This window comes from Pedobacter paludis (genome assembly GCF_003173575.1).
Taxonomy (GTDB): Bacteria; Bacteroidota; Bacteroidia; order Sphingobacteriales; family Sphingobacteriaceae; genus Pedobacter; species Pedobacter paludis.
In genome coordinates this window covers 1-14,556 of sequence record NZ_QGNY01000013.1, presented here as the reverse complement: position 1 = coordinate 14,556, position 14,556 = coordinate 1, and the positions used below count along the sequence as shown (strand labels likewise).

At 36.5% G+C, this 14,556-nt stretch carries 8 protein-coding genes; 1 reads left to right on the top strand and 7 read right to left on the bottom strand.

Features of this window, described 5'->3' with window-relative positions:
* Positions 1–14: 14 nt before the first annotated feature.
* The 7 genes from DF947_RS21910 to surE form a co-directional block, all read right to left on the bottom strand.
* Complete coding sequence (locus DF947_RS21910) at positions 15–2,459, bottom strand: glutaminase family protein (RefSeq protein WP_109932945.1); 2,445 nt, start codon at positions 2,457–2,459, stop codon at positions 15–17.
* A gap of 214 nt (positions 2,460–2,673) precedes the next feature.
* On the bottom strand, positions 2,674–3,678 hold the full coding sequence (locus DF947_RS21905; protein WP_109932942.1) for a LacI family DNA-binding transcriptional regulator: 1,005 nt from the start codon (positions 3,676–3,678) through the stop codon (positions 2,674–2,676).
* Positions 3,679–3,897: 219 nt separating this feature from the next.
* Complete coding sequence (locus DF947_RS21900) at positions 3,898–5,553, bottom strand: RagB/SusD family nutrient uptake outer membrane protein (protein ID WP_109932940.1); 1,656 nt, start codon at positions 5,551–5,553, stop codon at positions 3,898–3,900.
* A gap of 11 nt (positions 5,554–5,564) precedes the next feature.
* A complete protein-coding gene (locus tag DF947_RS21895; protein ID WP_109932938.1) occupies positions 5,565–8,756 on the bottom strand; it encodes a SusC/RagA family TonB-linked outer membrane protein in 3,192 nt (1,063 codons plus the stop codon).
* A gap of 182 nt (positions 8,757–8,938) precedes the next feature.
* On the bottom strand, positions 8,939–10,048 hold the full coding sequence (gene lpxB, locus DF947_RS21890) for a lipid-A-disaccharide synthase (RefSeq protein WP_109932935.1): 1,110 nt from the start codon (positions 10,046–10,048) through the stop codon (positions 8,939–8,941).
* Positions 10,049–10,107: 59 nt separating this feature from the next.
* Positions 10,108–10,380, bottom strand: coding sequence for a stationary phase survival protein SurE (locus DF947_RS21885; protein ID WP_109932933.1), 273 nt, complete (start codon positions 10,378–10,380; stop codon positions 10,108–10,110).
* Between the two features lie 13 nt (positions 10,381–10,393).
* Positions 10,394–11,239 carry a 5'/3'-nucleotidase SurE gene (gene surE / locus DF947_RS21880; RefSeq protein WP_109932931.1) on the bottom strand — a complete coding sequence of 282 codons (846 nt, stop codon included), beginning with the start codon at positions 11,237–11,239 and terminating at the stop codon, positions 10,394–10,396.
* A gap of 224 nt (positions 11,240–11,463) precedes the next feature.
* Here surE and DF947_RS21875 point away from each other — a divergent pair, with 224 nt between their 5' ends.
* Positions 11,464–14,397 (top strand): M16 family metallopeptidase, encoded by a 2,934-nt coding sequence (locus DF947_RS21875; protein WP_109932986.1) that lies wholly within the window; start codon positions 11,464–11,466, stop codon positions 14,395–14,397.
* Positions 14,398–14,556 lie beyond the last annotated feature (159 nt).

The window sequence follows — 14,556 nt, the reverse complement described above, 5'->3', positions numbered from 1 at the left end:
AAAGGGTATTATCTTTATTTAATATTCCATTTATCGGCTAAAAGCTTAATAAAATAACCGCCCACTACGCTTCTGGCTTGAAAGCCAGTCATTTTTCCGTTTATGGTTTCATGCCAATCGCTCAATGGAACGCGACTAACTGTTTCGGTTGCGTATTTGTAAATTGGGCGAATAAATTTTTGAAAATCTGCTTCGTTATCAGCTAAAGTTGCTGTCCACATAATCCAATCCGATTTGGTGTAGGTTCTGCGGCTGTCTAATGGTAAGCCAAAATCCTTTTGTTTCGTTAAGTAAAAATTAATTTCCTTTTTATAAACCTCTGAAGGGAAAAGATCAAGTTTTAAAAGCTTATCCCACACCAAATTGTATTTCTGGCTCCAAGTATTTTTATCGTTAAATGTTAATGCATAATGGTCGCCATCATCGGCAAGTTTCATCCAGTTTTTGGCCATTTCCAAAGCCGCTGTCCTGTATTTGGCTGCTATTTCCGTTTTACCAAGTTTTTCGGCCATTTGCGCATAACCGCCTAAGGCCACAATTGCCTTTACCGATAAATTTGAGTTGCGGGCCAAGTGACCTGCAAAATCGTCGGTACACAATTGATTTGCAGGGTCGAAACCTTCTCTTAATAAATAATCTGCCCAAACCGACATTACTTCCCAATGCTTCTCTGCATATTTTGCATTGCCTTCTGCCTTGGTAATTGCCGCAGTTAAAATAATCATATTCCCTGCTTCTTCTACAGGCATATCTTCGCCATAGGTTTGGCCATTTGCTAAAGGATATGTTCCCAAATCATGCGCAGCGAAAGGTTTTTTCCATTTTCCACTTTCCGAATAGTAAAAAATACCGTTTAGCATTCCCTTTAATAATTCAGGATTATAAACTAAATACTGTGGCGCCGAAGGATAAGTAACATCTACCGTATTTATAGATCCATTACTGAAATTTTCTTTAGACAAGAATAAAATATCGCCATTTGGAGCATAGACAATTTTGTGTGCGGCAACACTCTGTCTGTAAGCCAACTTGCATAGATCAGCATATTCTACACCACCAGCCTTTTTGGCATCTGCATAAAGCTTGGCATCAAATGCACTTGTTTTGGCCTTTAGTTCTTCATATTCACCGTTTGCCTTAGCCAGTAAACCTTCGAAATTTTCCTTACCTGATTGATTCCAAACCGGAGATAATTTTTCACCAAAATATTCAACAGGTTTGAGATCATCATAACCCAATAGGATATACTTTTCTACAGGTGTAGAAGTAACTGAACCAAATGGAATAACACTGCTTAAATCTAACGTTCTACTTTTTAAAACTTCAGATTTCATAGGATATTGAGCACCAACAAAACTTTTTAGGTTTGCACTTTGCTGACCAATAAATTGTTTTGCATTAAATTTGGAAGGTACGGCAACATACATGTAGCCCCAGTCAATTCTCACATCATCGCCACGTTTTTTCAAAATAGGCTGTTCCACCGTTCCGGCTTTTAAAATGGAAAGATTATTTTTTATGTTTTTCCAGGCAGAAACTTCTTGCCCAGGTGTGTTAACAGCCAAGTTTGAAGATGCACTGAAGTAAACATCAACCTTATGCGCTTTTGAATCTGTAGATTTTACGGTGTAACCGATGTAACTGATTGGTCTAGCACTTAACTTAATATCATTAAGCAAAAGTGGCGAAGTAAAAGTCACCTTCAAATTCACCTTACCGCAAGTAAAAGTATAATTGGTTTTGGTTGCCTCTACAGTAACATTTGTTTGTGTTGCCGGGGCAATATTTGTTCCGCTCGGCAATTCTTCAACAATACCAGCATCCAAATGTCTTCCGCCTGCAGTGTTCTTACAGTTTATAGCCAAAATATTTTCACCGGTTTTTAAAACACCATCTGGAATTGGTAGATAAATATAGTCTGACACATATCCTCTTTTCTGATAAATTATTTTACTATTTAAGAATACAATAACATTATCATCGTGATTTAGCTTTAAGTATTTTTTGGCTGGTGATACATCTGATACAGAAAATTTTCTGCGGAAATAAAGATCATCCGTATTCCATTTTGTTTTTGCCGAATTGTCATCGCCGAAAGGTGCATTATCTTTTTTCCAATCGCTATCATTAAATGCCAGTGTATTCCAAGATTCTTCAGGTTTAGAAAATGTATAGCTGGCTTGATAATTTTGTTCATCTGCAACGGGAAGAATCGCCTTGTAAGCTTTTGTTTCTGCACCAAGAAAGCGGTAGAATTTATCATCCACCTTGATTACACCTAATAAAGATTGCTCTTTTCCTGTCCAATGTTTCGTTGCCGATTGATTAAGCTGATCACTGAAAGACCAAATACTGAAATAGGCATCGTGTGTAATAAGTGGATAAGCTGGAGCTTTGTCTTGTCCGTTTGAATTTAAACCGAACAATAGGCATATCGCTAGCAGGCAAAGATTTCTCATAATTATTTATTTGGTTGCATTATATTCATAAAAGGTTTTACTAAATCGATAACACTTTACTGTTCAAACTTTTAACGGAAAAATCCGTCTTGAAATTTTGTTTGGAGAAAGGACTTTTAACGAGATAACGTAAAACGTTTTACTAAATTCAATATTAGAGAATTTTACGCCATATAGAAACAGGCTTTAGTAATATTAATGTTACAATAAAATATTAATCTCTAATGATCAGCTTGGCCGGAATGATAACCTGTTGGTTTTCTAACTTTGTTTTTGAGGATAACTGGCTTAGAATCAATTTTATAACCGTTTCAGCAATTTCTTCTAAGGGTTGCTGAACCGTTGAAATGCTTGGTGTGTGGAGTTCAAATGCTTCATGATCATCGTAGGCAATAACAGCAAATTCATCTCCTATTTTTTTATTGATCTGCTTCAGAACCTTTAACCCACTAATGGCTAAATAGTTGGTTGCGAATAATACGGCATCAATCTTTTTAGATTCGAGTAAAGTTTTTATTTGGCTTATGGTTTCTGCTTCTTCCTGATTGAAATGAATTTTTACAACCAAATCATCACTGTAAGTAATGCCGTTATCTTCTAAAGCTTTTTTATAACCATCATAACGCTCGGTAATTTGCTGTACATCAATATCTGTTGTTACAAGTGCAATGTTCTTTTTACCCTGTTTTATAAAGCTTTCGATGGATTGATAAGAAGCATTAAAATGATCGGCACCTACATAATTGGTATCTACATTGGGCAGATTTCTATCAAATAAAATAACGGGCTTGTTATCCGTTAAAAGCATATTAATATCTTCTTCAATGCCTTTAATTGGCGAAATAATGTAGGCATCTACTTTTCTGGATTTGAACATATTGATCAGTTCTTTTGCCTTATCTACACTATTTTCTGTACTTGAATAAATAATTTTATAACCTCTTTTATAAGCTTTGTCTTCAATTAAACGTGCTATTCTAGAGAAAAAAGAGTTTGAAATGTCTTCGATAATTAAACCGATAATATTAGAATTACCTGTTCTTAAACTCCTTGCAATTTGATTTGGCTTATAACCACTTTCTTCGATAATTTTCTCAACTTTTTCAATTACGGCCTCGCTAATTGATTTTTCCTTGGCTTTACCGTTAATAATAAACGAAACTGTTGTGATGGATACGTTTGCCTGTACCGCTATATCTTTAATCGAAAGCGTTTTCATTTGTGAGGGTGTTCTTTATTTGGTTAGGTACTTAAACCAAAAATACGTAAAAATACTGATTATAATTTCGGATAAATATAAAGGTTAATATTTAATTTTCCTTTAATGTTAATCGATTTAGATAATCTAATATTATCTTTTTGTATTGAGTTTCTCCTTATGAAAACCTAAAATATTTTATAACAATAAAGGCGCTGTTAAGCGCCTTTATTTATTTAATTAGTATCCTGGGTTTTGTGTTAACTTCGGATTAAGGTCTCTTTGCCTTTGTGGAATTGGATACAGATTTCTAATGGCAGAAGATGCGGTATGATCCCACCAGGTACCAGTTGTAAACTTACCAAAACGGATTAAATCATCTCTTCTAAATCCTTCAAAAATAAATTCTCTTCCTCGTTCTGCAAGCAATTCATCTAATGTTAAAGTTGCTGGAGTATAAGCATTTGCAGGCCAGGTTGCCGCCGTGTAAGCCCGTTGTTTACAGGTATTAATCAAGGTTACGGCATCGGCTGTTGCAACACCGCCGTTTTTGCGCATTAAAGCTTCAGCCTTTGCAAAGTAAATCCAGGTTAAACGGTAAACATTCCAATCGGTATTGTTATAATTTGGATCTACCTCTACTTTAACGCCATTAACAACACCTGCAATCGAGTTACCAAGCTTGTACTTATTAAAGCGAACACCACTGTTCTCTTCACCTTCGCTCATTGTAGAAACGGTAGAACCTTTACTGTTTTTCTGAATATTATCTACAAAAGATAAAGGTTTATCTGCATACTCTACCGTACCCAAAACTGGAGAAACACCATCTGAAAACTTAATCTGTGGACCAAACAATAACCAATTGGTTTTGCGCAAATCATCGGCTTTATAGGTTGTATAAACGCCCGGAACTAATACAATACCATCGTTACCATTTCTACCGCCACCATATATATCTTTCTGAGCAAAATGGTAAAATTCACCTGTCCAAGAGGGTTCAAATTTCGCTCTGGTATAATCGTAAGCAATAGAGAATATTACCTCTTTTGATAAATCGTTGGTGTTTTTAAATTGATCAGAAATGTTTGGATCTAGCGCCATAGCACCATTTTGACCTCCGCCCTCGTTATTAATTAACTTATCCGCAGCGGCAATACAATCATCCCAACGTGGTGTACCCGTCCAAACTTCTGCATTTAAATAAAGCTCTACCAGCATGGCGTAACCGCTTGCCTGAGACATACGCCCAAGCATTGCCCTAGAAAGTTTTGGTACGTTGTTAATGTTATCCTTTATTTCTTTCTCAATAAAATTGAAGACATCTTTTCTACTTGTAGTTGTTGGATAAATTGGATTTGCAGGATCAGCCGGTTCTGTTGCAAGAGGGATGCCTCCAAAAAGATCCATTAATTTTAGGAAGTGAAATGCACGCAAAAGTTTTAACTCCGATACATAAGCATTTTTTTCTTCCTGAGTAATTCCCATAGCCGAGATATCTCGGGTGCTGATGTTTGCAATTGGGTCATTACAATATCCAACGCCACCATACATTAACGACCAGGCATTGTTTATTCCGCCTTCATCAACCGTCCAGCTGTGATAGTGAAGTCTTTTCCATTTTCCACCATCTTCACCATGCGGGCCTTTGGTTGGCCATGCCAATTGATCGCCAGAAAGTTCTGCCAGGCGCCACCAACCATCTTGTTGCGAAGGCGTTACCCAAGCATTGGCGTGTGTGTATGGTCTTAAAACAGCAGATAAAACTTCATTTTTATTGGTATAAAATTTATCTGCCGGAATTACATCGTATGCATTCTCATCAAGCTTGGTACAAGCACTGCTCATGCCTATAATTGCTATTAATGCTGTATATATTATTGATTTGTTTTTCATTATCGTATAAATTAAAAGCCAACGTTAACACCAAAAAGGAAAGAACGCGTACTTGGATAAGCACCACGATTATCAACCCCAGGGCCTAAACCAGTATCTTGAATGAAATCAGGATCGTTACCAGAATAACCGGTAATGGTTGCTAAGTTTTGGCCAGTTGCATAAACGCGAAGGTTACGGATTAATTTGGTTTTCAGTTTAAAATTATAACCTAAAGTAACCTCATCAATTTTAACGTTTGTTCCATTTTCTAAATAATAGTCAGAATACATAAACGTATCGTTGATCTGGCTGTATTTTGTAAATGCCTCACTTAGGTAGTTCGATCCTTTGATAGAAGGGTTACCATAAGTTAAAGCCGTGGTATTTAAAATCTGGTAGTCGAATTTACCTCTTAAAAACACTCTTAAATCCCAGTTTTTATAAGCAAAATTTGCGGTGTAGGATGCATAATACTTTGGAATCGCATTGCCGATTGGTTGCAAATCTGTTAAGTTTTTATCTTTAGAATAGTTGATCTGATCGTTATGAACAGCCTGACCATTTCTATTAAAGAATAACCATTTTCCCTGTGCATCAAAACCTGCAAACTTTTTGCCCCAAAATACGCCTAAATCCTCGCCTTCGTAAGTTGTAATGGCATCACCTAAATCTCCAGCTCCACCAATACCACCAAAGGTTTTGTATTTAACGGTATAGATATCGTTTGAATAAGAATCTAACTTATTCTTAATTGTACTTCCAGTAAAGTCCATACTGAAAGTAAAATCTTTGTTTTTCACCGCAGTATAACTCAATGCCAGCTCGATACCTTTTGAGGAAATGGTACCTACGTTTGCAAAAATTGAAGATTGAACGTAAGGCGGTTGAGGTGTGGTGTAAGTATCCAATAAATCTTTTGTTGTTCTATCAAATAAATCTAATGAACCGGTTAACTTACTGCCAAACAAAGTGAAATCGGCACCGATATTGGTTTCGCGTTTACTTTCCCATTTCAGGAATGGATTGGCATTTCTGGTTGGCCCATAAGTTTCTCGATATGAACCATCTGGATATAGATACTTTCCACCAGTTCCTAGTACAACTCTTGAAGCATTGTTTTCAAAACCAGAATTACCTGTTACGCCATAACCCACTCTTAATTTTAAATAGTTAACCCATTTAATATTCTTCATGAAGTTTTCTTCGGTAACATTCCAACCTAAAGATACCGCTGGGAAACTGCCCCATTTATTATTATCTCCAAATCTTGATGATCCTTCTCGTCTTAAAATAAATTGAGCCAAATATTTACCATCAAATGCATAATTAATACGACCGAAGAATGCAATTAACGTATTATCATTTTTAAAACTTCCCAATGATGCTTTACCATCAGCTAAAGCCTGACCTTGGTTTAAGTTATCTTCATTAAATTGATCGTTTAAGAAACCACGATTGTTTGCATCCTGACCTTCTTCTATATAGTAACGGTAGCTATAACCTGCAACTGCAGAAATTGAATGTCTTTTTGCAATAACCGTATTGTAAGATAAGGTTGGCTCTAAAGCAAAAGCCTGAGATAAGAAATTACTTTTGAAAGCGTATCCACCATTTGGATAATCGCTATTCTCGACAGAGTTTTCACTTCCTAAAAGTGCATATCCGCCATCTATATAGCTATTTCTTTGCACCGATCCAAAAACCGAAGCTTTTAACCCTTTTATGATGTCCAAGTCTGCTTTAACATCTGCACTTGAGGTTTGTTGCTTACGATAATTTGTTTCCTGAAATAAACGTGCGTATTGATTGGTACTTTGATTATCGAAATAATAACTACCATCTGGCTTGAAGATTAACGTTGTAGGATTTTTAGCCTGCTCCTCTTCCCAGCCACCGCCACCTAACAAGTTAGCGTTGTTAAAGTTGGTGGCTAAATTCATCTGGATATTCAGTTTATCATCTAATCCTTTTTGATTTACATTTAACCTAAGGGTGTATTCCTTACGATCATTTTCTTTTGCAATACCTTCTAAATCGCGGTAGTTTATACTTGCTCTGTAGCTCGTCTTATCTGTTCCGCCAGAAAGTGAAAGGTTATGATTTTGAGAAAAGTTTCCATGATTAACCAAAAGATTGTATAAATCGTTATCTCCACCACGATCTATTGCATCAATCTGCTTTGAAGCAATTTTAGCTCTAAATTCATCGGCAGTTAAAAAATCCAATCTGTTTTGAATAAATTCTTTACGGATGTACGCAGAATAATTAAAGGTTGGTGCACCTGGTTTTCCTTTTTTAGTTGTAATTAAAATTACACCGGCATTTGCACTTGTACCGTAAATGGCTGCGCCAGATCCATCTTTTAAAACATCTACGGATAGGATATCATCCTGTTGAAGCAGATCTGGATTACCGCCCGGAATCCCATCGATTACAAAAAGTGGGCTGGCGCTTCCTGTTACGGAAACCACACCACGCAATTGTACGCTTGGACTAGAATTTGGGTTTGAACCACTCCCTCTGGTAATGTTTAAGCCGGCTACCTTTCCTTGAATTAAATCCAAGGCATTTCTCGAACCGCCCTGCCTAAACTGTGCGGTATCAATGTGGGCAACAGATGAGGTAACTTCTTTGGTTTTTAAGGTACCATAACCAACCACCACAACTTCATCCAGTTTCTGGGAATCGGAAGGAACGAGTTTTACCGATAATGGCGTACTGCCATTGCCTGCTGGCAAGGATCGGGTAGCGTAGCCAATGTAGCTAAATTCCAAAACATCCGTCGGAGATGAAACCTTTATCGAAAACTTTCCATTTTCTTGAGTAACTGTTCCACCGGTTTTACCGCGGACTTTAATTCCAACTCCGGGAAGACCAATGTTTTTTTCATCTAACACGGTTCCGGTAATGGTGTTTTGTCCCGCTTGTCCGGCCGGCGCTGCCGCGGCAGTAGGTACAGCTGGTTCTGTTGGTGGCGGTGTTGCGATAACAGGACTTGCACCACCTAAAGGATTAACGGGTGCTTTTACCGAATCTGCAGGTTTTGCGACAGGTACTTTTTTGCTCGTGTCTTTTTTGGAGGTGTCTTTTTTAGTTGTGTCTTGCTGAAAATAATAGAGGCTGTAGTTTTTGTTTTCGCTCTTTAAATTCGCAAACAACTGGGGGCTTGAAAGTAGGATCAGGCATAGGAATCCTGATAGCCTAAGTAAAATGTTTTTCATTGGCACTCACTAGTTTAGTTTATAATTGATTACGCAATGCGGCCAATTAATCACGTAATTAATGAGAGCGATAGAATTAATTAGGGATGATTAGGATTTCCGCAAAACGATTTAGTAACGACTTAAACCGTGTTTTGTTTTAAAAAAAATGAAAAACCCGCTAAAAAGTTACAATTGCGAAATTAGCTTTGTTGAAGATTGGTGTAAATTAATTTAGCCGTTTTTTCTGAGGCGCCAGGAGTACCCATTAAATTTAATAAGCCATTATAGTCACTCAGCATTTGTGATCTACCCGCTCCTTCAAGAACAATCTGAAGCTCTTCATTTATCATCTTGGTATTGCAATCTTCTTGAATAAGCTCGGTTACAATCTTTTTATTTACAATTAGATTAACCAAAGAAATAAATTTAATTTTTACCAGCATTCTTGCGATAGCGATAGAAATTTTACCGCCTTTATACACCACAACCTGAGGAACTTTGAACAGTGCCGTTTCTAAGGTAGCGGTACCAGAAGCCACAATTGCAGCATGTGCATTATGCAATAAATTGTAGGTATTGTTAAATAATAGATGTACTTCTTTATCTCCAATAAACTGCTGATAATAACTTTCGTTAAAGGTTGGTGCGGCTGCTATGGCAAATGCATAATTAGGATATTGATCGGTAATGCTCAACATATCGGGCAAAAGCCTTTCTATTTCCTGTTTTCTGCTTCCCGGTAAAAATGCAATAATTTTTTTATCACCCAGATTATTGTTCTGCCTGAAATTTACGTCGGGCGTGAATTGTGCAATTTCATCTAACAGTGGATTACCAACATAATTTACATCCATGCCCCACTCTTTATAAAAATCGACTTCGAAAGGCAAAATACAGAACATCTGATCTACATCTCTCTTAATTTTTAAAACCCTTTTTTGGTTCCAGGCCCATATTTTTGGAGAAATATAATAGCAAACCTTAATGCCGCTCTTTTTGGCAAACTCAGCTATTTTCAAATTGAAACCAGGAAAATCGATTAAGATTAAAACATCGGGTTTCCAGGCCAAAATATCGTTTTTACAAGTTTTTAGGTTTTTGAAAATTGTGCTCAAATTCATCAAAACTTCCGTAAAACCCATAAAGGCCATGTCGGCATAATGTTTTACCAATTCGCCACCTTCAGCCTGCATTTTATCGCCACCAAAATATCTAAACACAGCATCTTCATCTTCAGCCTTTAAAGCTTTCATTAAATTTGCACCGTGTAAATCGCCTGATGCTTCTCCGGCTACGAGATAGTATTTCATTTTTTATCATTTATCGTCACTCCTTTGGAGCTTCGTGCCTCGCAATGACGGAATCAATTTTAAAATACCTTATAAAAGAAAAAAGCAAAAGCGCATAAAAAAGTGGCAGCTAAAATTCCTCTTCCAATATTTTCTTTGTTGTATTTAAAAAAGTATTGCATGGTGTAAGCGTTTATCGCAATTCCACCAATGTACAATAAATCTGCTTTTGCCAAATAGGTTACATGCGTAATTATATAGTAAGCGATAGAACAAAGTATGGCAGGCGTTAAAAGGCCAATTGCCAACCCCACCCAAACCGAATTATTTAAATTTTTAAGTTTTTGATTCATTACCCGAAAAGATTTAGCCTAAGTTTAAACCATCGGGTGCAGAAATTTTCTGCTTTGGCTGTTCTCCCTTAGCATTACCCTTTTCTACAAAATCCCAGCTGTTTAGCATTTGAATGGCGTGATGTGCAGTTAAATCGAACTGAACCGGGACGATAGAAACATAATTATTTTCCAAGGCCCATACATCTGTATCTTCTCCCTTATCAAAATTTTGAAATACACCTGTTAGCCAATAATAAGGTCTTTTGTATGGATCAATCCTTTCTTCAAAATCTTCAGCCCATTTGGCGTTGGCTTGGCGACAGATTTTAATCCCTTTTAATTGATCACCTTTCGGGAAGTTTACATTTAACAGTGTACCCTCGGGCAAACCATGTTCTAAAACTTGCTCGCAAATGGTTTTTATGTATTTTTTGGTAAAACTGAAATCAGCATCTGCTGCAAAATCATCCAAAGAAAAACCGATTGAAGGAATTTTTTCTATCGCCCCTTCAACTGCGGCCGACATGGTTCCGGAATAAATTACATTGATGGAATTGTTCAATCCGTGATTAATTCCAGAAACGCATAAATCTGGTTTTTTGCCCTTGAAAATTTTATTCACCGCAATTTTTACACAATCAACAGGTGTACCGCTGCATTTGTACATTTCTACACCCGGGTAAAGCTCTACTTTATCGAAGCGAATTGGCTTGCCTATTGTTATGGCATGCCCCATACCGCTTTGTGGACTATCGGGCGCAACCACAACAACATTTCCAATCTCTTGCATAACTTCCATTAGGTTTTTTATTCCCGTAGCCGTTATTCCGTCATCGTTCACAACTAAAATATTGGGTTTTGTGCTTTGCTTTGTCATGCTGGTAAAAATACAGATTATAAAATTTAAGGCACAATAAACCTCAATTTTATATGTAAAAACAAATAACCACTAATCTTTTAGTTAATAATTGCAAAAACCATTTCGTTCAATACACAAAAGCATTTATCTTTGGATAAATAACTTATTATAAATGAAGCTTCTAATTTGGATAAATTAACCACCAAATAGAGTTCATGTTCATAAAAAACCAATTCAAACAAATGAAGTTCAAACTATTTACTTTAGCTTGTTTTCTAATTACTGGCACATTTGCAAAAGCGCAAACCAGTTATCAGTGGAAAACAGGAACATCTGGTGGTTACACTTATAAGTATGTAACCAACGATCCAACCAAAACACGTTTTTATACCTTAAAAAATGGATTAACTGTAATTTTATCGCAAAACAACAAAGAACCAAATATTGTGTATAAAATGGCGGTTAGAGCAGGTAGCAATACCGATCCTAGAACCAATACAGGTTTAGCACATTATTTAGAACACCTTTTGTTTAAAGGTACAGATAAGTTTGGAACGTTAAATTATGCCAAAGAAAAGCCTTATCTGGATAAAATCGAGGCCCTTTACGAAACTTATAACAAAACTACTGATCCAGTTAAACGCAAAGAAATTTATAAGGAAATTGATAAAACTTCTGGCGAGGCTTCTAATTATTCTATCGCGAATGAGTACGATAAAATGATGAAATCAATTGGCAGCGAGCAAACCAATGCACATACATCAGTTGAAGAAACCGTTTACGAAGAAAATTTACCATCAAATGCAATTGATAAGTTTTTAGCCGTACAGGCTGAGCGTTTCCGTGCACCGGTTTTCCGTATTTTCCATACAGAGCTTGAGGCTGTTTATGAAGAGAAAAACATCGGTATGGATAACGATCAACGTAAAATGTACGAGAAAATGCTTTATGCTTTGTTTCCTACACATAATTATGGCCAACAAACTACTATTGGTACCATTGAACATTTGAAAAATCCATCGTTAGTAGAAATTAGAAAATATTACAACAAGTATTATGTGCCAAACAACATGGCTTTAATCATGTCTGGAGATATTAACTACGATGATTTGATCAAAAAAATTGATAAAGATTTCGCTTACATGGTTCCAAAGCCATTTGCACTTTACAATCCTGCACCAGAAAAACCTTTAACAACCATTCAAAAAATTGATATTAATGGTCCGAGTGCAGAAAGTTTATATGTTGCTTACCGTGGTTTTGCTCAAAACACACACCAAAGCTTGTTGCTGGATTTAATCGGAAGCATTTTATCAAACGGTAAAGCAGGTTTGCTAGATATTAACCTAAACAAACAACAAAAAGTTTTAAGAGCTGGTGCGGGTTACAACCAAATGAAAGATTATGGAGTCTTCATATTATCTGCTTCGCCAAAAGCTGGTCAAAGTTTGGAAGATGCCCAAAAATTATTATTGGAGCAAGTTGATTTATTAAAGAAAGGCGAATTTGATGAAAGCTTAATTAAAGCTACCGTTGCAAACACAAAATTGGGCGAACTTCAGGCTTACGATAATAATGATGCTCGTGCTGATGCAACCATGACTGCCTTTATCGAAAATAGAGGAACAGAATGGGATAAAACCCTTGCATCGACTGATGCAATGGGCAAAGTAACAAAAAAAGAAATTGTAGATTTTGCCAATAAATTTTTCATCAACAACTACGTTTCGGTACTTAAACACAAGGGCGAAGACAAGAGCATTATTAAAGTTGAAAAACCTACCATAACTGCTGTTAAAACCAATGTAAACGAAGTATCTCCATTTACAAAAGGCGTAATTGAGTCGCCAGTTAAACCAATTGCACCTAAGTTTTTAGATTATACAAAAGATTTAAGCTTTGGTAAAGCAGGAATTGCCGATGTGATTTATGTTCAGAACGTAGAAAACAGCATTTTTAGAATGAGTTACCGTTTCGATATGGGCTCTTACAATTCAAAACTTTTACCTTATGCAGCGCAATACCTGGCATTTTTAAGTACAGACAAATATTCTGCAGAAGACATTAGCAAAGCATTTTACAATATTGCCTGTAGCTACAATGTTAATGTAGGCACTGATGTGACCACGGTTTCAATTAGCGGTTTACAAGAAAATTTCGACAAAGCTGTAGCGCTAGTAGAAGATGTATTGGCAAACTGTAAACCAAATGAAAAAGCGTTGGAAGACTTAAAAGGTCGCTTGTTAAAAGCTAGAGATAATGCAAAATTGAATAAAGCATCCATTCTTGGCGGTTTAATGAGCTACGCTCAATATGGTGCTGATAATCCATTTAATTATGGCCTAACAAATGATGAGATAAAAAATATGAAATCGGCAGATTTGATTAACATCTTACATACGTTAACCGGCTTTAAACATACAATTACCTATTTCGGACCTAAAGCATTGCCTGCTTTCACTACTGATATAACTAAGGTTCATACCTTGCCAGCTTCATTTACACCAGCAACTCCGATGAAGAAATTTACTTACACTGTTACAGATGCCAGCAAGGTGTACTTTGCTGATTACGATATGGTGCAGGCTGAAATTCGTTGGGTGCGTAACGGTGGATTGTACGATCCAGCAAATGCCGCTAAAATTGGTCTATTTAACAACTACTTCGGTGGAGGAATGGGCTCTGTCGTGTTCCAAACCATTCGCGAATCGAAAGCATTGGCATATTCGACTTTTGCCGTTTATTCTTCACCAAACAGCAAAGAAAAGGAGAATACAGTTGTGGCTTACGTAGGTACACAGGCTGATAAAATGAATGACGCAGTTGCCGGAATGAATGAGCTTTTAACCACTTTGCCTGAATCGGATAAATCTTATGACTTATCAAAAAACAATGCATTGAATGGTTTAGAAACTGCTCGCATCACAAAAGACGGAATCATTTATAGTTATCTTGCCGATAAAAAATTAGGCTTTGATCACGATTCAAGAATTGATGAATATGCTAATTTGAAACCTTTAACTTTTGCAGATATTAAGGCCTTCCACAGAAGTAATTTATCTGGTAAGCCATACGATTATTGTATTGTAGCTTCAGAAAAGAAAATCAATATGGCAGATTTAGAAAAATTTGGACCTGTTACTAAACTAAGTTTAGAGCAGATTTTCGGATACTAAAAAGTTGAAGGTTTAAAGTAGAAAAGTTTAAACTGACTAGTCCTGAAATAGCGATACAGGATTAATAAAAATTACAATTTAAATAGCAGTTAGTTCATTCTGGCTGCTATTTTTTCGTTTATAGGTCCTGATTTTAATTTTACTCTGCCTGTGCATATA